Source organism: Comamonadaceae bacterium M7527, assembly GCA_021044545.1.
Taxonomy (GTDB): domain Bacteria; phylum Pseudomonadota; class Gammaproteobacteria; order Burkholderiales; family Burkholderiaceae_C; genus RS62.
Genome location: CP087990.1, coordinates 1540404 through 1563648 on the forward strand (window position 1 = coordinate 1540404; position 23245 = coordinate 1563648).

Genomic DNA, 23245 nt, shown 5'->3' on the forward strand with positions numbered 1-23245 from the left:
TGCCCTTGCTGTTGCTTTTATTTGGTTAGTAACCACGCGTGGGGTCAACATAACCGCTGAGTTGCGCCGCCGGTGTGCCGTCTAGCCACAGTTTGAATTTGCCTGCAATTTGCGCCACAGACTGCGCGCGCAAGGTACGCGCAGCAGCATGTGGCGTGCACGTTAGCCTGGGGTGTGTTCTGAAGGCGTGATCAGCGGGTAGCGGCTCGGTGGCATAAACATCTAACGTGGCACCCGCCAAATACCCACTATCGAGCATGGCGCACAAATCAGCCTCCACCACATGGTCGCCGCGCGCTACGTTGATGAGGTAAGCACCCGATGGCAAATGCATCAGCGTGTCGCGGCGCAGCAAGTGCATGGTGTCAGGCGTAAGAGGCAGCAAACACACCACCGCCGAGCACGCTTGCATAAAGCTGGGCAGCTGCTCAAGGCCAGCAAAAGTGCGCACGCCGTCCAGGGTTTTGGCGCTGCGGCTCCAACCGGCGACAGGATATTCAAAGTGCTGCAAAGCTTTCACCACGCGCTGACCCAGCACGCCCAGCCCCATGACGCCCACAGTAAATTCGCTGCGCTCACGCGGGCGCTTGAATGACCATTCACCCTCGCGCATCTCTTGCTCGTAGGCCGCAAACTCTCTGAAGTGGCGAACCACCGCTTGCATCACATACTCGGCCATTTGCACCGACATGCCCGCGTCGTCCAAACGAATAACAGCCAGCTCTGGTGGTAGTTTTTTCTGTAACAAGGCATCCACGCCAGCACCTAGGTTAAAGGCCACCTTCAGCTGCGTTTGCTGGTCAAAAAACGCTTGGGGCGGCGCCCATACAACGGCGGCCTGGGCCATTGGATTGCCAGCGGGGTCTTTGTCGTTCCACAGCGTAATGGTGTGCTGGGGCAAGGCCGCGCCAAGCTCGGCCAACCACGCTTTGGGGTTGGTATGGGTGCAGCAAAAAGTAATGTTCATGGTGTGAGCATAGCGCTACAAACGCGCCAATTTACCGGTCTTGCACAGTCAGTAGCGCTTGGCCTTCTGCCACCTGGTCGCCCACGGCATACAACACCTCGCCTACTACGCCGTCGCGCGGGCTGGCAATGCTGTGCTCCATTTTCATGGCTTCCATCACGGCAAGCACTTGCCCCTTGGTGACCTGGTCGCCCGCCTTGACCGCTATGCTGACCACCTTGCCTGGCATGGGTGCGTTGAGCCCGCCTGCCGCGTCGTCACTTTGCTGAGCAGCAGCCAGCGGATCTATAACGCTCAGCACAGCTTGGCCGCTGCGCGCAAACACAAAGCGCTGCGCGCCAGCGCCCACCACTGTGGCATCCAGCCATTGGCCGTCTATGCAAACCGACACGGCTGAATTGGCGCTGCTGCCCACTGCGGCGCGCCATTCAAAAGAGTGTTGCGTGACGCTATCGCCCTGCGCCACCGTAATCTGCTGGGCCTGCAGGCTGACTTTAACGTCATGCACTTGCTCACCAACAAGCCACTGCAACGCCCAGTGCCTGGCGGCCAGGCCAGTGGTTTGCCAGCCGTCGCGTGCACTCCATGGGTCTGCGCCTATCAGCGCCTGCTCCTGGTGCAGCGCGTCGGCCACCACGGCGGCTACTGCGCGCAACAGGCCAAGCGTGTTGGTTTTGAACAGGTTGGCGCGCTCACGCTCAATGAGTGCCGTGTCCAAATTGGCCTGACTGAATGACACGCTTTGCACCACATCACGCAAAAACGCCACGTTGGTAGACACACCCACAATGTGCATCTCGCTTAGGGCAGCATCCAACCTGGCCAGCGCTTGCTCTCGGTCTGAGCCCCATACAATGAGCTTGGCAACCATGGAGTCGTAAAAGGGCGAGATGGTATCGCCTTGCGCCACACCGGTGTCCAGGCGCACACCGCTGGCACCGGCCAGCTCAAAGCGTGCGGCTTGAGGCACACCAAAGTGGGCCAGGGTGCCGGTGGCTGGTAAAAACTGCTGATTGGGGTTTTCGGCGCAAATCCGCGCCTCAATGGCATGGCCTTGCATGCGCACCTGGTCTTGCGTCAAAGGTAATGGCTCGCCTGCAGCGACACGCAACTGCCACTCCACCAGGTCCAGGCCAGTAATGGCCTCTGTCACCGGGTGCTCTACTTGCAAGCGTGTATTCATCTCCATGAAATAAAAGCGCATCTCGCCAGCCTCACCCACTGTGGGTTGCTCAACGATGAACTCCACGGTGCCTGCACCCACATAGTCCACAGCCCTGGCTGCAGCTACGGCGGCCTCACCCATGGCCTGGCGCATGCTGGCCGTCATGCCAGGCGCGGGCGCTTCTTCCAGTATTTTTTGATGGCGGCGTTGTACAGAGCAGTCGCGCTCAAACAAATAAACGCAATTGCCAAAACTGTCACCAAACACTTGTATCTCTATGTGGCGCGGGCGTTGTACATATTTTTCAATCAACACTGCGTCATTGGCAAAGCTGTTGATGGCTTCGCGCTTGCACGAGTCCAAAGCCTCTGCAAAGTCAGCACTGGCCTGGACGATACGCATACCCTTGCCGCCCCCTCCTGCGCTGGCTTTAATAAGCACCGGATAGCCCATGTCATCGGCTTTGGCTTTTAAAAATGCGGGATCCTGGTTGCTGCCGTGATAGCCTGGTACCAAAGGCACACCCGCTTGCTCCATCAGTCGCTTGCTCTCGGCCTTTAAGCCCATGGCCAACATAGACGCAGGTTTGGGGCCAATAAAGACCAGTCCAGCTTTGGCACATGCCGCGGCGAACGCATCGTTTTCGCTTAAAAAACCGTAGCCCGGGTGCACGGCTTGTGCGCCTGTGGCAACTGCCGCATCGAGAATGCGCTGCCATTGCAGGTAGCTGTCAGCCGGTGCGCTGCCGCCTATATGCACGGCTTGATCACAGGCTTTGACGTGCTGCGCGTTGGCGTCAGCGTCTGAATACAAAGCCACGGTTTGTATGCCCATGCGGCGTGCCGTGGTGGCCACCCGGCAGGCAATTTCGCCACGGTTGGCTATGAGTATTTTTGTAAATTGCGCCATGCTCATGTCTCACTGGTTGGCGTTGACGCAAGCCAATTGGGCTTGCGTTTGTTTAAAAACGACTGCACGCCTTCGCGGCCCTCGTCGGTAGCGCGAATGTCAGCGATCAGCTCTGCCGTGCGCGCGCGCAACGCGCTGGTGATGGATGCGCCCGCCACCTCTTGCACCAGCGCCTTGCACGCGCGCGTGGCCTTGGGGCCGTTTGCGGTTATGGCGTCCAGCATGGTTTGTATGGTGGCGTCCAGCTGCTCTGCCGCGACCACCTCGTGCAACATGCCGAAGCCTTGCGCCGCCTCGGCGCTGAAGCGCTCTGCTGTGACGAAATAGCGCTTGGCCGCTGGCTCTCCCATGGCGCGCACCACGTATGGCGCAATGGTGCCGGGCAGCAAACCCAACTTGGCTTCGCTGAGGCAAAGTTGCACACCTGCGGCAGCCACGCGCACATCACACACGCTGGCCAAGCCCACGCCACCCGCATAACAATCGCCTTGCAAGCGTGCAATAACAGGCACTGGGCAGCTGTAAATAGTCCATAGCATGTCGGCCAAGGCTTGGGCATCGGCGCGATTCTGTTCCCAGCTGTAGTCGGCCATGGCGCGCATCCAGTTCAGGTCTGCACCGGCGCAAAATGCCTTGCCATGACCACCCAACACAACTGCCAACAGCTGCTCATCGTCGGCAAGTGTCTTGAATGTATGCGTCAGCTCGGCAATGACGTCGTCGTTAAAGGCGTTGCGCACCTCTGGGCGGTTGAGGTACACATGGGCCACGCCGCCAACCCGGCGAATATCTAAAGTTTGCATCTCGTTGCTCATGGCGCACTCACATGCGAAACACGCCAAAGCGTGTCTCAGGTATTGCCGCGTTGTGCGCAGCGCTCAGGCCCAGCGCCAGCAGGCGGCGGGTGTCCGCAGGGTCAATCACTCCGTCGTCCCACAAGCGCGCGGTGGCGTAGTAGGGGTGGCCTTGATGTTCGTATTGCTGTAAAACAGGCGCCTTGAAGGCGGCTTCTTCCTCGGCGCTCCAAGTGCCGCCTTTGGCCTCTATGCCGTCGCGCTTCACGGTAGCCAGCACACCAGCGGCTTGCTCGCCCCCCATTACGCTGATGCGCGCGTTGGGCCATATCCATAAAAAACGTGGGTTGAAGGCACGGCCACACATGCCGTAGTTGCCTGCGCCAAAGCTGCCACCAATGATGACGGTGAACTTGGGCACCTGGGCACAAGCCACAGCCGTGACCATCTTGGCGCCGTGGCGGGCAATACCTTCGTTTTCCACTTTTCGCCCCACCATAAAACCAGTGATGTTTTGCAAAAACACCAACGGGATTTTGCGCTGGCAGCACAGCTCAATAAAGTGCGCGCCTTTTTGCGCCGACTCAGAAAACAAAATGCCGTTGTTGGCCACTATGCCCACAGGCATGCCCTCAATGTGGGCAAAGCCACACACCAACGTAGGACCAAAGCGGGCTTTGAACTCGTCAAACGCACTGTCGTCCACTACGCGCGCAATGATCTCACGCACATCAAATGGCTTGCGCGTATCCGTGGGAATCACGCCGTACAACTCCTTGGCGTCTAACGCAGGCGGTGCGGGTGGGCGTGTTGCACCTTGCATGGTTTTGGTGATGTTGAGATTGGCCACCGCTTGCCGCGCCAACGCCAACGCATGGTGATCGTCGTTGGCCAAGTGGTCGGCCACGCCAGACAAGCGCGTGTGCACATCACCACCACCTAAATCTTCAGCACTCACCACCTCACCAGTGGCAGCTTTCACCAACGGCGGACCGCCCAAAAAAATGGTGCCCTGGTTTTTAACAATGATGGTCTCGTCGCTCATGGCAGGCACATAAGCACCACCCGCTGTGCAGCTGCCCATCACCACAGCCACCTGGCCTATGCCTTGAGCGCTCATATTGGCCTGGTTGTAAAAGATGCGGCCAAAGTGGTCACGGTCCGGAAACACCTCGTCTTGCTGGGGCAGGTTGGCCCCGCCCGAGTCCACCAAATAGACACACGGCAAGTTGTTTTGCTGCGCCACTTCTTGGGCGCGCAAGTGTTTTTTCACCGTCATGGGAAAGTAGGTGCCGCCTTTGACTGTGGCGTCGTTGCACACCACCATACAGTCCACGCCATTGACCCGGCCTATGCCCGTAATAACGCCTGCGGCAGGCGCGGCGTTGTCATACATGTTGTAAGCCGCCATGGGCGACAGCTCTAAAAACGGTGAGCCCGCATCGAGCAAAGCAAGCACGCGGTCACGGGGCAGCAGCTTGCCGCGCGCCACATGCTTGGCTTTGGCCGCTTCACCACCGCCTGCTGTGGTTTGTGCTGTTACGGCTTTCAAATCGTCCACAACCGCCTGCATGGCGGCGGCATTGGCTTGAAACTCTGCACTTCTGGGGTTGAGCTGGCTGCGCAATTGAGGCATGGCACCTTGTCCTACAAAAAATGGGCTGAACATTGCCTACAGCTTACCCCTGCAACAGACACTTGTGCCGCCTATAAAGTTGCAAATTGCGCCACTACAATGACTTATGACTTCAGGCAACACGCACACCTACGGTAAACCCAACGGGGGGCAATCAGCCACTCCAATGGCCTACATCGCTTGTATTTTCAAGGCTTTGCAAGACGCTGGCCTTGACACAGACAAATGGCTACAGCAAGCACAAATTACGCCAGCTTCTGTGCGCAACACCAAAGCCACGGTCACCGCCTCGCAAATGGAAGTGGCCAGCGACTGGGCCATGCGCGCCCTGAACGATGAAGCACTGGGCTGGTTTGAGCGTGCATTGCCCTGGGGAAGCTACGGCATGCTGGCGCGTGCATCCATGGGCGCGCCCAACTTGGGCACCGCCATGCACAGGTGGTGCCGTCACCATGGCTTGCTCACCAATCGCGTCACACTCAATGTCGGCGCCTCAGTGAACGGGTTGGTGGACGTGCACTTGATAGACCATGGCGTAGCACCCGAGTACCAGGAGTTTTGCCACGTCACCTTGCTGCGCAACTTGCTGGGGTTTTGCAGCTGGGCGGTTGACTCGCGCCTGAACCTGCACAGCGCTGCATTTGCATGTGCCACGCCGCAACATGCCGGCGCTTACGCCGTTCTGTTTCCGTGCGAAGTGCACTTTGATGCACCGCATACCTGCATGCGCTTGTCTGGCAGTTACCTGGACTTGCCACTGCGCCGCAGCGAAGCAGACTTAAACGCCATGCTGCAACGCGCGCTGCCACTAACGGTGCGCCACTACAGGCGCGACAGATTGCTGGTGCAGCAAGTGCAACGGTTGCTGCACAACCACAGCAGAGCCCTGACCGCCAACGACGTTGCCGACCAACTGAACATGTCTGCGCGCAGCTTGTTTAGGCAGCTGCGCGATGAGGGCGCGACCTGGCAACAACTCAAAACCAAGCACGCCATGCGCTTGGCGCAGCAAGCGCTGCTGAGCCACGACTGGCCTATCAAGCAAGTGGCCAGCCACTGTGGGTTTGAAAATGAAAAAAGCTTTACCCGGGCGTTTGGACAAGCGTTTGGGCAGTCGCCCAGGCAGTTTCGAAATGGATCGCATTGATGTTGAAATGCCCGCCAACGCGTTGCGCATCAAAGCGCTTCAACATACCACCATCGCCCACCTTCTCGCACAAAGCGACTGCGCTCTGTCATACGCTGGCCTTTGCCTGCAACGCGGTAACGCGCTACAAAACTCACCTCAGCGTGGTCACCCTCCGTGTGATGGCCTTTAACCTCTAGACCCAGCCACTGCGTGAACGGATCTGGCGTGAGGTCTGCGGGCCTGGTGCTGGCATGCCAGGTATTGGCCACATACGCCATGTCACCCAAGGTGTAGGCGGTGTAGCGAGAGCGCATCAACTGTTGCGCGGTGTCAGCCACCGCATGGCCGGCCAGCAGCGGTGCACAACAATCACCAAACAGCTGCGGTTTGTGTACGGTCTTGATTTGCCCGCATGGACAGGGTTGACTGCGTTTATCGGCAGGCTTGACTGGCATGACTGGCAGCAGTGATCAGGCGCGCCTGGCCTTGCGCTGCTCTAATGTTTCTGTGGGTGCGTTGGCGGCCAGCCAGCTGGCAAAGCCGCCGTCAATATGGGCCACGTTGGTCATACCCATGTCCTGCAAGGTTTGGGCCGCCAAGGCGCTGCGCCAGCCTGCACCGCAAAACAACACAAACTCTTTGGATTCATCCGCAAACAAAGGCTTGTGATAAGGCGAAGCTGGGTCCACCCAAAACTCCAACATACCGCGTGGCGCGTGCACAGCGTCCAAGGCTGTACCGCCTGACGTTAACTCGCGTATGTCGCGAATGTCTACCAACTGCAAACCCGCGTCCGAGCCCATGCGCGCCACAACGTCGGCCACCGTATAGGTGGTGACTTGCGCCATGGCTTCGTTAACCAGCGCCTGATAGCCTTTTGTAATTGCCATGACTTAGCTCCAATGCAGCGCTATTTGCGCCAAAACTGCGCGGTAAACAAGACCAGCACAGACAACAACTCCAAGCGTCCCAGCATCATGCCAAAGGTACACACCCACGTTTGAAAATCTGTCAAACCGCCAAAGTTACCTGCAGGACCCACCTCACCCAAACCCGGGCCAATGTTGTTGACGCAGGCCACAACCGCAGTAAACGCGGTGATCATGTCCATACCGGTGTACAGCAACACCATGGTAAGCGTAATGATGGTGGCGCCATAAATCAACATGAACGCCATGACAGACATCAGCACGCCGTTGCTGATGGACTCGCCGCCAATGTGCACTGGATTCACCACGCGCGGGTGAATGGCCCGCACCAGCTCGCGGCGCGCTTGCTTGACCAGCATGATCATGCGCACCATCTTGATGCCGCCACCAGTGGAGCCTGCACACGATACAAAGCAGCCCAGGAACACCAACAATACCGGCGCAAAAGCCGGCCACAAGGCATAGTCGGCCGATGAGTAACCCGTTGTCGTTGCAACCGATATCACCTGAAACGCCGACACGCGCAATGCCTCGGGAAAGCTGTCTACCGTGTTGTGAGCCGCCAGCAGCAAGCTGACCAAACCAATACTCACCACAATCACGCCCAGATAGCTGCGCACCTCCATGTCGTGCACCAAACTCATCACAGAGCGCATACGCCACACAATAAAGTAGCGCGCAAAGCTGATGCCGGCCAGCAGCATAAACACCATGGCCACGCCCTCAACACGCATGGACTCAAAGTACCCCATACTGGCGTCGTGCGACGAAAAGCCGCCTAAACTCACCGTGGTACTCATGTGCATAAAGGCGTCAGACCAGCTCATGCCTGCCCAGCGGTAGCCCAAGAAGCACCCCAGGGACAGCACAAAATAGACGCCCCACAAGCCGCGCGCCGTCTCAGCAATGCGCGGGGTGAGCTTGGCGTCCTTCATGGGGCCAGGTGTTTCGGCCTTGTACAGCTGCACGCCACCCAAACCCAGCAAGGGCAGCACCGCCACCACCAGCAACATAATGCCCAAGCCACCAAACAGCTGCAAAAACGTACGCCAAATGTTGATGCTTAGTGGCAAGTCGTCCAGGCCTGTCAGCACGGTGGCACCCGTCGCCGTTAGACCACTGACTGCTTCGAAGTAAGAATCGGTCCAATCCATGCGGTCTACGCCCAGCCACAGGGGCAAGGCAGCAAAAGCGGGTAGCACCGCCCAGACCAGGTTCACCAACATGAAGCCGTCTTTGGGCATGAGCTCACGCCTGTGCGTTTGCGTGCGCCACATCAGCAGGCCACCGCTGATGAAGGTTGCGGCAAAACCAATCAGCCACACTTCTTGCAAGCGGTGCTCGTCTCCCCACCAGGACCATGCCCATGGCACCCAAAACGTGAGTGAAAACACCATCAGCACGCGAGACAGTGCGGCCAATACTGGCTTGAAATCGTACATGCCAGCCCTAGCCAAAGAATGTGGCGCTGACTTGGAACAGCTTTTCCACGTCGCGCACATAGCGCTTGTTGGGAATAAACACAATGATGTGATCGTCTGCCTCAATGAGTGTGTCATGGTGGGGCATCAACACCTCCGAGTCCCTACCCTCGCCGCGCACGATGGCGCCAATGCTGGCGCCTTTGGGCAGCTTGATTTCCTCAAGCCTGCGCCCCACCAACTTGGACGTCTTGATATCGCCACGCGCGACACCCTCCAACACTTCGGCAGCGCCTCGGCGCAAGCTGTGTACCGCGGCCACGTCACCACGGCGCAAGTGGGCCAGCAACTCGCCAATCACGGTTTGCGCAGGGGATATGGCAATGTCTATGGTGGAGCCTTCCATCATCTCGGCATAGGCGCCTGTTGATGAGCGCCATCACGCGTTGCGCCCCCATTCTCTTGGCCAACATGGCGGACATGATGTTGTCCTCGTCGTCATTGGTGAGCGACAAAAACAAGTCCATTTCGCCTACGTTCTCTTCCTCTAGCAAATCCGCGTCGGCCACGTCACCTTGCAATACCAGGACATCGCTGGGCAACTGCTCTGCCAAAAAATCACACCGCTTCTTGTCGCGCTCAATGATTTTGACGTGGTAGTCTCCAACCAGACTTTTTGCCAAACGCATACCAACGCGTCCGCCACCTGCAATCATGACGCGCTGTACAGGCCTGTCGCGTTTATGAAGGGCAAATAAAACGGCGCGAAGTTTCTGTTTGTCAGCCAATACAAAAACCTCGTCACCCTCCAGGATGCGCGTATTGGCCGTATTGGGCATGGCGTATCTGTTGCGATAAATGGCAACAACACGCATTTCAGCCTCTGGGAACAGCTCTTTAAACTCACCCAAGGTGTGGCCCGCCAACGCACTGCCAGACACTGCCCGAACGGCCACCATACTGGCGCGCTCTTGCGAAAAATGCAGCACCTGCAAAGCCTCTGGGTATTGAATGAGCTGGTGTATGTAGTCCATCACCGACTCTTCAGGACAAATCACGTGGTCAACGGCAAAGCCTGCACGCGACAGCAGCTCGTCACCTTCTTGAAACTCACTAGAGCGCAAGCGCGCAATGGTGGTTGGTACACCAAAGACATCGTGCGCCACTTTGCACACGACCAGGTTGGTCTCGTCCATGGCGGAGCAAGCAATCACCATATCGGCATCGTCAGCGCCGGCTTGACGCAAGACAGACGGCTGTATGCCATTACCGACCACGCCACGCAAATCCAGGCGCTCCTCCAGGGCCCGCAGCCGCGCGCCATCGGTGTCGATCACAGTGATGTCGTTGCGCTCAGACGCCAAGCTTTCGGCTACGCTTTCCCCTACGCGGCCAGCCCCGAGAATAAGTATCTTCATAGAAAGCGATTCTAGGGGCAAGCCAGAGACTTCGTACGATGTGCAGCCGGCGAAGTTGCGTTATCCGGCCAAGGCCCTTTGAATCAGGATTTTCTGCACATCAGAGGTGCCTTCGTATATCTGGCACACGCGCACGTCGCGGTAAATGCGCTCTACCGGAAAGTCACTCACATAGCCATAGCCACCATGTATTTGTATAGCCTGACTGCACACTTGTTCGGCCATTTCACTGGCAAACAGTTTGGCCATGGCGGCTTCTTTGAGGCAAGGCATGCCGGCGTCTCGCATGGCGGCTGCGTGCAATGTGAGGGCGCGAGCAGCCTCTATTTGCGTGGCCATGTCGGCCAACTTGAAGCCAACAGCCTGGTGGTTGAAAATGGGCTGGCCAAATGACTCGCGTTGCTTGGCATAGGTGAGCGCGCACTCCAAGGCACTTCTGGCCATGCCAATGCTTTGTGCGGCAATGCCCACGCGTCCACCCTCAAGCGCGCCCAAGGCAATGCGGTAACCCTCGCCCTCTTCGCCCAAGCGGTTCTCCACTGGCACACGGCAGTTCTCCAGATTGATTTGTGCAGTGTCGCTGGAGTGTTGGCCCAGCTTGTCCTCCAGCCTGGCCACCACATAGCCTTCAGCTTTGGTGGGCACCAAAAACGCGCTCATGCCCCGTTTGCCGGCCGCCTTGTCGGTGACAGCGATCACAACGGCCACGTCGGCATTTTGGCCGCTGGTGATGAACTGCTTGACGCCATTGAGTACATAGTGATCGCCATCCCGCACGGCCGTGGTGCGCAAGCCCGAGGCATCGCTGCCCACATGGGGCTCGGTCAAGCAAAAAGCACCCAACATCTCGCCTTGCGCCAGGGGTGTTAGCCAATCGCGCTGCTGCTGGGCATTGCCGTCTTTCATGAGTATGGCGTTCACCGGGCAGTTGGTCACCGAGATGACGGTGCTGGTGCCGCCGTCACCGGCTGCTATTTCTTCTAGCACCACAGCCAGGCTGACGTAGTCCAGGCCTGCACCACCCAGCTCTTCGGGCACGCAAATGCCGTAACAGCCCAGCTCGGCCAGCCCTTTGTGAACCTCTTTGGGGAATGTATGGGCTTTGTCCCAAATGGCGGCGTTGGGCCACAGCTGCTCTTGGGCGAAAGCGCGCACAGCCTCTTGCACCATGCGCTGGTCATCGTTTAACAACATAGCGCCAGCCTCAGATCAATTCAAATGCCATGGCGGTGGCTTCGCCCCCGCCAATGCACAAAGACGCCATGCCACGCTTGCCACCGTGTTGCTTTAGCGCATTGAGCAGCGTGACAATAATGCGCGCGCCACTGGCACCAATGGGATGGCCCAAGGCACAAGCGCCACCGTGCACATTGACTTTGCTGTGTGGAATATTCATGTCGGCCATGGCTGCCATGGGCACCACAGCAAAGGCCTCGTTGATTTCAAACAAGTCAATGTCCTCAACCACAAGGCCTGTGTTGGTCAGCAACTTTTGCATGGCAAAAACAGGCGCGGTGGTGAACCAGTTGGGTTCTTGCGCGTGTGTGGCGTGGCCCAACACGCGTGCCAATGGCGCTGCGCCCAGCTTTTCAGCCTGACTCGCGCGCATCAGCACCAAGGCCGCTGCGCCGTCGTTAATAGACGACGAGCTGGCAGCGGTAATGGTGCCCCCGTCTTTTTTGAAGGCGGCGCGCAGGGTTGGTATTTTGTCGGTGTTGATGCTGCCCGGGCCTTGGTCAATGCTTACCACGCGCTCGCCTTTGCGGTCTTTCACAGTCACGGGCGCAATCTCGGCAGCAAACACACCATTGCTGCTTGCAGCTTGCGCACGCTTGACAGACTCTGTGGCAAAGGCGTCTTGCGCTTCACGGGTGAAGTTGTATTTGGCAGCGCAGTCTTCACCAAAAGTACCCATAGAACGACCCGCCTCATAGGCGTCTTCCAGACCGTCCAGCATCATGTGGTCGTAAATTTTGTCGTGACCCATGCGGTAGCCACCGCGGCCCTTTTGCAGCAAGTAGGGTGCGTTGGTCATGCTCTCCATACCGCCGGCAATCATCACGTTCTCAGAGCCTGCCAGCAACATGTCGTGCGCAAGCATGGTGGCCTTCATGCCTGAGCCACACATTTTGGACAGGGTAACCGCCCCCGTTGACAGCGGCAAGCCACCTTTGAGCGCCGCTTGGCGTGCAGGCGCCTGGCCTTGGCCAGCCATCAGGCAGTTGCCAAACAACAACTCGCCCACCACGGCCGGATCAATGCCAGCGCGCCTGACGGCCTCGGCAATAGCGACGCCGCCCAAGTCGTGTGCAGACAGGGACGCAAAGTCACCTTGAAATGCCCCCATTGGCGTGCGCGCCGCGCTGACGATGACGACTGGGTCGTTTTGTGTGGTGGTTGACATGTTGATCTCCAGTTGATGCGGGGTTGTTGTTAAGCCTGCGCGACCATGCGACGCAGTTGGCTAGATGCCTCATACGGGAAGACGTCGTGCACGTGGCCCTCTTTGATACGGGCTTGATGGTCTTGCCAAAAGGCGGCGTCCAACAAGTCTGCGTGGTGCTTCATAAAGACGCTGCGCACTTTGGGGTTGCCTAGTAGAAATGGCGCGAATGTCTCTGGGAACACGTCTTTGGGGCCTACCGAATACCAAATGTCACCAGACATTTCATCTTCTTCGTTACGCGGGGCAGGCACGCGGCGGAAATTGCAGTCTGTGATGTATTCGATTTCGTCGTAGTCGTAAAACACCACCTTGCCATGGCGGGTGATGCCGAAGTTTTTCCACAACATATCGCCAGGGAAGATGTTGGCAGCCACCAGGTCCTTGATGGCGTTGCCATACTCCACCACCGCCTGATTGAGCTGGTCCCAAGCGCGCGCGTCCTGGTCATTGACTTGCAAGGCATCAAAGGCTTCTTGCAGGTAAATGTTGAGCGGAATCATGCGCCGCTCTATGTAGACGTGCTTAATCACCACCTCCATGTTGCCGTCGCCATTGGTATCGCTGATTTCCAGTTGGCTGGGCGCAAATTTTTTGATTTCTTCAATCAACTCGGGTTCAAATCGCGACAGCGGAAAGGCCACGTCTGAATACTCCAGCGTATCGGCCATGCGCCCCACGCGGTCGTGTTGCTTGACCAGCAAATACTTGCCCTTGATTTGCTCGCGGGTAGTGTCTTTTTGCGGCGGGTAATAGTCTTTGATGACCTTGAACACGAACGGAAAACTGGGCTGGTCAAACACCAGCATCACCATGCCCTTGATACCAGGCGCTATTCGGAAGCGGTCTGTGCTTTGGCGTTGGTGCGCTAAAAAGTCGCGGTAAAACAGCGTCTTGCCCTGCTTGGCCAGCCCCAGGGCGCTGTACAACTCTGTGCGCGGTTTGCGCGGCATCATGCTGCGCAAAAACTGTACGTAGGCCGACGGTATCTCCATGTCAACCATGAAGTAGGCGCGGGCAAAGCTAAACAACATCAGCAAGTCGTCTTCGCTGAACAAGGCCGCATCCAGGTGCAACTTGCCTTGCTCGTTGTGCAACACCGCTATGGCAAATGGCACCTCTTGAAAACCATTGATGACCTTGCCAACGATGTACGCCCCCTTGTTTCTAAAAAACAAGCTGGACAGCACTTGAAACTGAAAGTTGGGCCGCAACCTGTGGTGGTCGAACCTGGCCAGCATGGCTTGTTGCAGCCAGTCAATGTCGCGTTGCAAATCATCCCATTGGCACTGCAACTCAAAGTCGGTCACGATGCGCGTAACGTCGTCGCGCATGCTGTGCTGCGTGGGGTAGTAGACCCGGTATGTCGGTTTGGCTGGGTTGGCGTTGTCTATGTACTCGGTGCTGATTGCAGGGCGTACAAAAATGAAATCGTTGTTGAAGTAACCCCTGTGCAAAATTTTGGTGGTCACAGAGTTAAAAAACGACTCGGCCAACTCGGGCTGGTGGTGGTCTATGAGCAAGCCCACAAAGTGCAGCTTCACTTGCTGCCACACGGCAAACGATTTTTCGCTGGCTTTGAATTCACGCTCCAGGCGGGTAACAGCCTCGCGTACGCGCAAGTCATAAAACTCGATGCGCTCACGCTGCCCGCGTTGTTGTGCGGCCCAGTCCTGGGTCTCAAAACGGTGCTTGCCCCTGGCAGATTCGGCCCTAAACAAACGGTAGTGGCGGTTAAAGCCATCCAACAAGGCGTTGGCCATGTCAAAGGCCACGCTGGAGTCTAGTTTTTGTGCTGTGTTGCTGTTGGGCATGGCTTAACCTCGCTTGGCCGCGGCCACGTTGGCAACGGCTTGACGGTAACTGGTGTCCAGCGCAACAGAGTCATCAACGGTGATGTGCAAGTCTTGCAGCAAGCCGTCGTTCAAGCCATACACCCAGCCGTGCACGGTTACCTTTTGCTCACGCAGCCACGCGTCTTGCATCACCGTGGTTTGGCACACGTTGAGCACTTGCTCGATTACGTTGAGCTCGCACAAGGCGTCCATGCGATGAGGCTGGGCTATGGCTTCCAACAGGTCTTGATGCTGGTCGCGCACGTCTTGTATGTGACGCAACCAGTTGTCTGCCAGCCCAATGCGTGCCCGCTCAAGCGCAGCTTGCACGCCAGAGCAGCCGTAGTGCCCCACAACCATCACGTGACGCACTTTAAGGCGCTCTACGGCAAACTGCAGCGTAGACAAAGCGTTCAGGTCTGAGTGCACCACAACGTTGGCCACGTTGCGGTGCACAAACACCTCACCCGGCTCCAGCCCGGTAATCTGGTTGGCAGGCACGCGGCTGTCCGAGCAGCCAATCCACATGTATTTGGGCTTTTGCTGGTTTTTAAGCCGCGTGAAAAAACCCGGGTTGTGGGCTTGCATGTCGGCCGCCCACTGGCGGTTGTGGTCAAAGAGGTCGCTAAGAGATTTGGTCATACCGACATTGTCGCGCTACGTTGGCACATTTTTCTTACAAGGCTCGCCTCGCCCGGTTCAACACGTTTCAGCAAACAACTCACGCCCTATCAACATGCGGCGAATTTCGCTGGTACCCGCACCAATTTCATACAGCTTGGCGTCGCGCCACAAGCGGCCCAAGTCGTAGTCGTTGATGTAACCGTTGCCACCAAATATTTGAATGCCTTCGCCGGCCATCCAGGTGGCTTTTTCTGCCGTCCACAAAATGACGGATGCGCAGTCCTTGCGCACTTGGCGCACATGCTCCACACCCAAGGCGTCTAGGTTTTTAGCCACTGTGTAGGCAAATGAGCGCGCTGCTTGCAGCACGGTATACATGTCCGCCACTTTGCCCTGAATGAGTTGGAACTCGCCAATGCTTTGACCAAACTGCTTGCGGTCGTGAATGTAGGGAATCACGTTGTCCATGACCGCTTGCATGATGCCCAGCGGCCCGCCAGACAGCACTGCGCGCTCGTAGTCAAGGCCACTCATCAGCACCTTGGCGCCCATGTTGAGCCCCCCAATATATTGGCTTCCGGCACCTCTACATTGTTAAACACCAGCTCCCCCGTATGGCTGCCGCGCATGCCCAGCTTGTCCAGTTTTTGGGCTACAGAAAAGCCCTTCATGTCTTTTTCAATCAAAAAGGCTGTCACCCCACGCGCACCCAACTCGGGCTCTGTTTTGGCGTAGACCACCAAGGTGTCAGCGTCTGGGCCGTTGGTAATCCACATCTTGGAGCCGTTTAGCACGTAGTAGCCACCCTTGTCTTCAGCGCGCAACTTCATACTGATCACGTCCGAGCCCGCGCCCGGCTCACTCATGGCCAAGGCGCCCACGTGCTCGCCGCTCATGAGTTTGGGTAAGTACCTGGCTTTTTGCTCTGGCGTGCCGTTGCGGTTGATTTGGTTCACACACAAGTTGCTGTGCGCGCCATAGCTCAAGCCCACGGAGGCGCTGGCACGCGAGATTTCCTCCATGGCAACCATATGCGCGAGGTAGCCCATGCCAGTGCCGCCATCGGCCTCGGGCACTGTCATGCCCAGTAGCCCCAAGTCGCCCATCTTGCGCCAGGTGTCCATGGGAAACTGGTCGTCACGGTCAATTTGTGCCGCACGCGGGGCAATCTCTGCTTGGGCAAAGTCGTGCACGGCGTCACGCAGTGCGTCAATGTCTGCGCCAAGGTCAAAGTTCAAACCGGGTAAATTGCTCATGGGTGTCTCCTGAAAAGTCTGTCTGCAAGTTATGCGTTTTAGTAGGTCTTGGGCACAGGCACCAAGGTTTGCTGCATCAGCGCACATACGGTGCGCGTACCGTCGTCTGCCACGTGCGTCACCTCGGCAGTGGCCACCAGCAAACGCTTGCCGGCCTTCACCACAGTGCCCAAAGCCTGCAAGCTGCCACCGGTTTTGGCCGCCAAAAAGTTGATCTTGTACTCAGCCGTCATCACTTCACAGTCTGGCGGCGCAACAGTGAGTGCGGCATAGCCGCCTGCAATGTCCGCCAATGCACCCATGGCACCGCCGTGAAAACTGCCCTGCTGCTGACTCACTGCATCCGAAAACGGCATGTGCAGCGCACAAGTGCCCAAGTCTGCGTGCTCCAGACGCACGCCCCACGCGCGCATCATGCCTTGGCGCTCCAAGCTTTGCTGCACGCGCCGCATGGGCGAAAGCCCATCAACTGGTGCGAGGCTTTCTTCGTCTGGGTGTTGGTGTGAGGTCATATCGGCCGTTATTTTGATTGACGTTTACGTAAACGTCAATCTGCATTATGCCGAAAATGTCTGCCGCCACGCCTTATCAGCGTGGGCACTGATGCGCGTGATGGGTCAAGCCGTGGCTTTAACCTTACTCAGCAAAGCCTTGGCCTCTTTTTCGTGGGTTTTGATTTCGTCCAGGTTGGCTTGCAGGTCTGACAGCTGTTCTTGCAGCTGCGCCTTGTGCTGCGCCAGGATCAGCAAAAATTTTTGCAACTGAGGCGCTGTGTCACGCGGGCTGTCGTAGGTGTCTATGATGTCTTTGGCCTCAGACAAGCTAAGCCCCAAGCGCTTGGCGCGCAGCGTGAGCTTTAGCCGCGTACGGTCGCGCGCTGAATAAATACGCACCCGGCCACCTGCGCCGCTGCGCTCGGGCTGCAACAAGCCCATGTCTTCGTAAAACCGAATAGCCCGGGTAGTGAGGTCAAACTCTTTAGCGAGGTCGCTAATGGTGTAGGTGAGCGCTGCCATGGCGACATATGTCCTGCGGTGGTCTTCTTAAAATGAATGCAACACTGACGTTAACGTAAACGTCAATCCCAATATCAGGTGCATCTTAAGGCAAACACCATGAACGAACTTGAAGCCCGCTTGCACTACCCCTTGGGCGACAGACTGCCCAGCACCACCGAGGCGCTGGAAGTCGCACCTGGCGTGAAGTGGGTACGCATGGCCTTGCCATTTGCGCTCAACCACATCAACCTGTGGCTGCTGCGCGACCGCCTGGACGTCAACGGCGTGATGACCGACGGCTGGAGCATTGTGGACTGCTGCATAGACGCACCCAGCTCACGCGAGCAGTGGCTGCACCTGTTTGACACCGCACTGGACGGCCTGCCCGTGCTGCGTGTGCTGGTCACGCACATGCACCCCGACCACGTGGGTTTGGCTCACTGGCTTGTTGAGCACTGGTCAACACCCGCCTACTCGTGCCCGCTGTGGATGAGCAGCCTGGACTTCTCCATGGCGCACATTGGCAGCGCAGGTGGCACCGGGTTTGGTGGTCACGATGCCGCTGCGTTTTTTGCCGCTCACGGTTTAAACAACCCAGACGACGTGGCCAAAGTGCGCGCCAGACAAAACTACTACGGCTCTCTGGTGCCCAAGGTACCCAAAGCCCACACGCGCTTGCTGGACGCCATGAACGTGCGCATTGGCGAGCGCAACTGGCGCTGCATAGTAGGCTACGGCCACGCGCCCGAACACATCGCCTTGTACTGCGACGACCTAGACGTACTCATCAGCGGCGACATGATGCTGCCGCGCATCTCCACCAACATCAGCGTGTATGCCAGCGAGCCCGAGGGCAACCCGCTTCAGCTGTTCCTGGACTCACTAGAGCGCATGCGCCTGTTACCAGATACCGTGCGCATATTGCCCTCACACGGCAAACCATTTGTGGGCCTGCACGAGCGCATCACGCAGTTGCTGGACCATCATCGAGACAGACTGGCCGAGGTATTGCAAGCCTGCGTAGAGCAGCCCATGACCGCTGCGTCTGCGTTGCAGGTGTTGTTCAAGCGCGAGCTGGATTTACACCAGACCACTTTCGCCATGGGCGAGTCAGTGGCGCACTTGCACAAGCTGTGGTTTGACGGCAAGGTGCGCCGCTACCAACAAGACGGCGTGTGGCACTGGACCGCACTACCAAACGGGTAGTTGCAAGCTTTTGAGGTGGTCGCGGTGGTGCTCGAACTCGGGCATGACGCTGGCGACCGTGCCCCAAAATTGTGGACCGTGATTCATCTCACGCAGGTGAGATAACTCATGCACCACCACATAGTCCACCACAGACAAGGGCCCGTGCACCAGGCGCCAGTTCAGCCGAATGTGGCCCTGGCTGGTAGCACTTCCCCAGCGCGTGCTGGCGCTTGACAGCTTGAGTTGTGTGTAGCGCACGCCAAGCGTTTGGGCGTAGTGGTCCAAACGTTGGCCAAACACAAGTGTGGCCAGACGCATCAGCCAGGCTTGTGTGATGTCTCGCAATTGGTTGGCGGTGGCCGCTTGCGGCAGTGCCACAAACAATCTCAAGGCCTCACCTGGCGCCACAGCCTGGCCATTGGCTTGCCAGTGGTCGTTTTGCCAGGTGACAAACTCTCCGCTGGTGGTGCACAAGGCGTGGCCGCTTTGAACAAACTGGTGTGACGGGTCTAGCGTGACCTGAACCGTGCAGCCCAGCACTGGCAGTCGCACACCGTCTACCCATTTGATATGCGCGCTGGCCAGCTCTTTGCCGCGCGCTTGCATGGCTTGCAGCTTGGCGATAAGCCACTCCGCCTTGGACAACAACACCGCGTCAATGTCGCCCACCGTACTCCAGCGTGGGGCATTCACCGTCACGCCCTCAATGCCCACACTCATGCCTACTGTTTTGCGTTTGCCGCGTTTGAGGTGGTAGCCCAGCTGCGCGGTGGGCAGGCGCAATTGCCGATTGGCCAACGGATGCTGCCAGCTGGCCAACCCCACCACTTGCGCAAAGTCATCGCCGCGCTCGACAGGCCCTGCAGGCTTGGTCAAGGCCTTGGGTGGCATAGCCGCTGGCGTGTCAACCGAAGGCAGCGGCTTTGCTTGTGGCTCAGCGTCGCCCCAGTCAAAACCAAGTTGTCCAGACACAGCGCGCACCGCCCCGCGCCACATCAGGCGGGGTAAGCCTCAGGATCCAGACGGCGCATTTCGGACTCAATCCAGGTTTGCACCTGCACCATCAGTTCGTCTGGCTGTCGACCAACGCTAGGTATGGGTTGACCAATCACGATGTCCACCACACCTGGGTACTTGATGAACGCCTTGCGCGGCCAGCACTTGGCTGAGGTTACCGCCACCGGAATGACAGGGGCGCCTGTCTGCACCGCCAGCTTGGTACCACCCGTTTTATAGGTGCCAACCTGGCCTCTGTCTACGCGCGTGCCCTCTGGAAACATGATCACCCAAGTGCCTTGCGCCAACAGACGGCGCCCCTGCTCGACCACTTTGGCAAATGCCTGTGAGCGCTTGCGCCTGTCTATGTGAATCATGTCCATGCGCGCCATGGCCCAACCAAAGAATGGCACGAACAACAGCTCACGCTTGAATACATAGGCCAAGGGGTGAGGCATCAGCGTGGGCATAGAAAAAGTCTCCCACGTAGATTGGTGCTTGAGCAACAAAATGGCCTGGCTGTCATCAGCTGTGGGCAGGTTTTCAAAACCTGTGACGCGGTTTTGAATGCCCAAAATGACATGGCCACCCGTAACCGCCAGACGCAGCCAGCCCGTGCACAGCCAGTAAATTTGCGTGCCATTTAAAAACGGCGCACTGACCAGCACCACCATGGCCCAAGGCACCACCGTCAAAGCCATCCACAAGGCGTGCACCAGTGAGCGCACAAACGCAATGCTGACGGCTAAAAGAGAAGGCTTGTCTGCGCGCATGGTCATAAATAGCTGGTTAGGTTAAGCATTGTGGCTGGTCAGCAAGTAATCGACAAAGGCATCCAGGCTGGCATGCACGTTGGTATTGGGTGGCAAATCTGGTGGCAAGTTGTCTGGCGTGTATTGCGCGCATTTGCCTACCAGCAACAAATGCGGTTGCGCACCGGCCGCATGCGCGGCTTGCATGTGGCGCACCGTGTTACCCGCCACCGGCACCTTGACCAGCGGCACACCAAAGCGCTCGCCAATGCGGGATATGAGGCCTGGCGCAGGTTTGCGGCAGTCACAGCCGTCGTCCAGTGTGTGCGGGCAAAAGAACACCGCCTCTACGCGAGCGCCTACTGCCGCCATCATTTTGTGCATTTTGGTGTGCACTGCGTTGAGTGTGGCCACGTCAAACAAGCCACGCCCCAGGCCAGACTGGTTGGTGGCCACCACCACACGCCAGCCCGCCTCGTTAAGTCTAGCCACCGCCTCTAGCGCGCCCGGTACGGGGCTCCAATCGTCGGCGCTGGTGACGTAGTCTTGGTCGTCTACGTTGAGCGTGCCGTCTCTGTCCAGCACCACCAGCGGTTGTTGATTGTTCATGGCTTTGGCCAAGGCCTTAGTGCGCCAAGCGTGACAAGTCGGCCACGCGGTTCATGGTGACATGCAGTTGCGACAGCAAGCCCAGACGGTTGGCCCGCACAGCGGCATCGTCGGCATTGACCATTACACCGTCAAAGAATGCATCTACAGGTGTGCGCAGTGCGGCTAATGCCTGCAGCGATGCGGTGTAGTCGCCCCCTTCAAATGCGGCGTTGGCAACGTCGGCTGTTGTTTGCATGGCAGCAAACAGAGCGCTTTCGGCTGGCTCTACAAACAAGGCTGCATCAACTGCCTTGGCTTCGTCAGCCGATTTTTTGAGTATGTTGCCAATGCGTTTGTTGGCTGCTGCCAAGGCCTCGCTCTCAGGCATGTCGGCAAAGGTGCGCACGGCTTGTAAACGCTTTGGCACGTCTGCCAACAGGCTGGGGTTAAGCGCCAGCACAGCATCAATGGCTTTTGCGCCAAAGCCTTGCTCGCGCAGCATGCCCGCCATGCGGTCTTGCACAAAGCTGGCAAGAGGGGCCAGGTCAGCGCTTAGCAAGTTGCCAAACACGCTTTGCGCGTAAGCAATCAAGTCGGCAAGGGCTAGTGGCACATCGGCCTCAATCAGCATGCGCGTCACGCCCAGGGCGTGGCGACGCAAAGCAAACGGATCACGCTCGCCGGTGGGGACATTGCCAATGCCAAACATGCCGACCAGGGTCTCTAGTTTGTCAGCCAACGCCACCACCAAGCCCACGTCGTTGCGTGGCAAGTCATCACCGGCAAAGCGGGGACGGTAGTGGTCTTCAATGGCCAGGGCCAGCTCGTCGCCCAAGCCGTCGTGGCGAGCGTAATAGCCGCCCATCACGCCTTGCAGCTCTGGAAACTCGCCCACCATATCTGTGAGCAAGTCACACTTGGCAAGCGTTGCAGCCTGACTGGCCAGCTCTGGCAAAGCGGCGTTGCCGTGCCCTGCGGCCACCCAGGCCTGTGCAATATGCTGCGCCAAAGCGGCCACGCGAGCAGTGCGCTCACCTTGGCTGCCCAGCTTGTTGTGATAGACCACTTTGGCCAATTCAGGCACGCGCGAGGCCAAGGTTTTTTTGCGGTCTTGGTTAAAGAAAAACTGGGCATCAGCCAGGCGCGGACGCACCACGCGCTCGTTACCCCCAATGACCTGGCTGGCGTTTGCTGGGGTGATATTGCTGACCACCAGGAACTGGTTACTCAGCTTGCCCGCCTGGTCTAGCAACGGAAAGTATTTTTGGTTGGCCTTCATGGTGAGGATGAGACACTCTTGTGGCACCTGCAAAAACTCGGACTCAAAGGCGCAGGTCACCACGTTGGGGCGCTCAACCAAGGCACACACCTCGTCCAGCAATGCATCATCGTCAATCGCTGTCAACTCGCCAGAAACCTCGGTGCTGGCCGCCTTGGCCGCAGCATTGAGCTGCTGGCGAATGAGGTTGCGTCGCTCGTCAAAAGAGGCCACAACCGCACCTTGCTCGCGCAACTGGTCTGCGTATTGGTCGGCGTGGGCAATGGTGATGGTGTCGGTCTTGGCCTCAAACCGGTGGCCTTTGGTGGTATTGCCTGCTATCAAGCCCAGGGCCGTGACAGCCACCACAGCGCTGCCGTGCAGCGCCACCAAACCGTGGGCTGGCCGCACAAAGTTCACGCTGCTCCAACCGGGTAGCTCACAGTTGCTGTGCAACTGGTAAGTCATGACCTTGGGTATGGGCAACTTGGCAATGGCTTGCTCAATGGCCTGCTGCAAGCCTTGCGCCAACGCGACGCCCACTACCGTGCGCTCCAAATACAAGCTTTCAGCTTTGCCATCAGGCTGACGTTGCAGTTGGGCCACGGCAGACTCGTCCGCGCCTAACGCTTGCAATTTTTTAAGCAACGCCGGTGTCGCGCCTCCGTCCGCATCCAGACCAACGGCTACGGGCATGAGTTTTTGCAGCTGTTGCTTGTCCGGCGCTTTGGCCGAGACTGCTGTGATGTGTGCGGCCAAGCGCCTGGGCGAGGCATAGGCGGTGAGTGTGCTGGCCTGCGAGGCCAAACCATTGGCTTTGAGCGTGTCTAGCAAAACACCTGCAAAGGCGTTGCCCAGCTTGTTGAGTGCTTTGGGTGGCAGTTCTTCTACGAACAGTTCTACGAGTAAGTTGTCTGTGGACATGTATGCGTGTCT

General features: G+C 58.0%; 19 protein-coding genes and 2 pseudogenes. 2 read left to right on the forward strand and 19 right to left on the reverse strand.

From position 1 onward, the window contains the following. Window positions 1-25: 25 nt before the first annotated feature. Genes LN050_07550 through LN050_07565 form a run of 4 tightly spaced genes read right to left on the reverse strand, consistent with a single transcriptional unit; the run spans window position 26 to window position 5471 of the window. Window positions 26-967: a glyoxylate/hydroxypyruvate reductase A gene (locus tag LN050_07550; protein UFS55674.1), complete on the reverse strand. Its 942-nt coding sequence runs from the start codon at window positions 965-967 to the stop codon at window positions 26-28. 31 nt (window positions 968-998) lie between these two features. Beyond that, window positions 999-3041 (reverse strand): acetyl/propionyl/methylcrotonyl-CoA carboxylase subunit alpha, encoded by a 2043-nt coding sequence (locus LN050_07555; protein ID UFS55675.1) that lies wholly within the window; start codon window positions 3039-3041, stop codon window positions 999-1001. Window positions 3042-3043: 2 nt separating this feature from the next. Further along, entirely contained in the window at window positions 3044-3844 is an 801-nt protein-coding gene (locus LN050_07560) for an enoyl-CoA hydratase/isomerase family protein (protein ID UFS55676.1), read from the reverse strand. A 19-nt stretch (window positions 3845-3863) separates the two neighbouring features. After that, window positions 3864-5471 (reverse strand): methylcrotonoyl-CoA carboxylase, encoded by a 1608-nt coding sequence (locus LN050_07565; GenBank protein UFS55677.1) that lies wholly within the window; start codon window positions 5469-5471, stop codon window positions 3864-3866. Window positions 5472-5577: 106 nt separating this feature from the next. Here LN050_07565 and LN050_07570 point away from each other — a divergent pair, with 106 nt between their 5' ends. Next, on the forward strand, window positions 5578-6618 hold the full coding sequence (locus LN050_07570) for an AraC family transcriptional regulator (GenBank protein ID UFS55678.1): 1041 nt from the start codon (window positions 5578-5580) through the stop codon (window positions 6616-6618). A 29-nt stretch (window positions 6619-6647) separates the two neighbouring features. On the opposite strand, the gene LN050_07575 is transcribed toward LN050_07570, so the two are convergent. The 11 genes and pseudogenes from LN050_07575 to LN050_07625 form a co-directional block, all read right to left on the reverse strand. Beyond that, complete coding sequence (locus LN050_07575; GenBank protein UFS55679.1) at window positions 6648-7055, reverse strand: hypothetical protein; 408 nt, start codon at window positions 7053-7055, stop codon at window positions 6648-6650. A 15-nt stretch (window positions 7056-7070) separates the two neighbouring features. Further along, window positions 7071-7490, reverse strand: a complete 420-nt coding sequence (locus LN050_07580) for a rhodanese-like domain-containing protein (GenBank protein ID UFS55680.1) — start codon at window positions 7488-7490, stop codon at window positions 7071-7073. 20 nt (window positions 7491-7510) lie between these two features. After that, on the reverse strand, window positions 7511-8971 hold the full coding sequence (locus LN050_07585; protein ID UFS55681.1) for a TrkH family potassium uptake protein: 1461 nt from the start codon (window positions 8969-8971) through the stop codon (window positions 7511-7513). A gap of 7 nt (window positions 8972-8978) precedes the next feature. Beyond that, window positions 8979-10368, reverse strand: a pseudogene (trkA, locus tag LN050_07590) (Trk system potassium transporter TrkA). Window positions 10369-10428: 60 nt separating this feature from the next. Next, window positions 10429-11562: an acyl-CoA dehydrogenase family protein gene (locus LN050_07595; protein UFS55682.1), complete on the reverse strand. Its 1134-nt coding sequence runs from the start codon at window positions 11560-11562 to the stop codon at window positions 10429-10431. 10 nt (window positions 11563-11572) lie between these two features. Continuing rightward, window positions 11573-12772, reverse strand: coding sequence for an acetyl-CoA C-acyltransferase (locus LN050_07600; GenBank protein UFS55683.1), 1200 nt, complete (start codon window positions 12770-12772; stop codon window positions 11573-11575). 29 nt (window positions 12773-12801) lie between these two features. Further along, complete coding sequence (gene aceK / locus LN050_07605) at window positions 12802-14625, reverse strand: bifunctional isocitrate dehydrogenase kinase/phosphatase (GenBank protein UFS55684.1); 1824 nt, start codon at window positions 14623-14625, stop codon at window positions 12802-12804. A gap of 3 nt (window positions 14626-14628) precedes the next feature. After that, window positions 14629-15288 (reverse strand): carbonate dehydratase, encoded by a 660-nt coding sequence (gene can, locus LN050_07610; GenBank protein UFS55685.1) that lies wholly within the window; start codon window positions 15286-15288, stop codon window positions 14629-14631. A gap of 57 nt (window positions 15289-15345) precedes the next feature. Continuing rightward, window positions 15346-16526: pseudogene (locus LN050_07615) on the reverse strand (isovaleryl-CoA dehydrogenase). 38 nt (window positions 16527-16564) lie between these two features. Beyond that, window positions 16565-17038, reverse strand: coding sequence for a PaaI family thioesterase (locus LN050_07620; protein UFS55686.1), 474 nt, complete (start codon window positions 17036-17038; stop codon window positions 16565-16567). A gap of 105 nt (window positions 17039-17143) precedes the next feature. Beyond that, window positions 17144-17542, reverse strand: a complete 399-nt coding sequence (locus LN050_07625; GenBank protein UFS55687.1) for a MerR family DNA-binding transcriptional regulator — start codon at window positions 17540-17542, stop codon at window positions 17144-17146. A gap of 99 nt (window positions 17543-17641) precedes the next feature. Between LN050_07625 and LN050_07630 the strand changes: the two genes are divergently transcribed. Then, entirely contained in the window at window positions 17642-18730 is a 1089-nt protein-coding gene (locus LN050_07630; GenBank protein UFS55688.1) for an MBL fold metallo-hydrolase, read from the forward strand. Here the strand turns inward: LN050_07630 and LN050_07635 are convergent. The 4 genes from LN050_07635 to glyS are packed head-to-tail and all read right to left on the reverse strand — an operon-like array spanning window position 18716 to window position 23233. Next, a complete protein-coding gene (locus LN050_07635) occupies window positions 18716-19684 on the reverse strand; it encodes a M48 family metallopeptidase (GenBank protein UFS55689.1) in 969 nt (322 codons plus the stop codon). The two genes, LN050_07630 and LN050_07635, sit on opposite strands and share 15 nt — an antisense overlap. Window positions 19685-19707: 23 nt before the next feature. After that, window positions 19708-20445, reverse strand: coding sequence for a 1-acyl-sn-glycerol-3-phosphate acyltransferase (locus tag LN050_07640; protein UFS57359.1), 738 nt, complete (start codon window positions 20443-20445; stop codon window positions 19708-19710). A gap of 57 nt (window positions 20446-20502) precedes the next feature. Beyond that, the gene (gmhB, locus tag LN050_07645; GenBank protein UFS55690.1) at window positions 20503-21069 is read right to left on the reverse strand and encodes a D-glycero-beta-D-manno-heptose 1,7-bisphosphate 7-phosphatase; all 567 of its coding nucleotides are present in this window, start codon (window positions 21067-21069) and stop codon (window positions 20503-20505) included. 16 nt (window positions 21070-21085) lie between these two features. Next, window positions 21086-23233 (reverse strand): glycine--tRNA ligase subunit beta, encoded by a 2148-nt coding sequence (gene glyS / locus LN050_07650; protein UFS55691.1) that lies wholly within the window; start codon window positions 23231-23233, stop codon window positions 21086-21088. Between the last annotated feature and the right edge of the window lie 12 nt (window positions 23234-23245).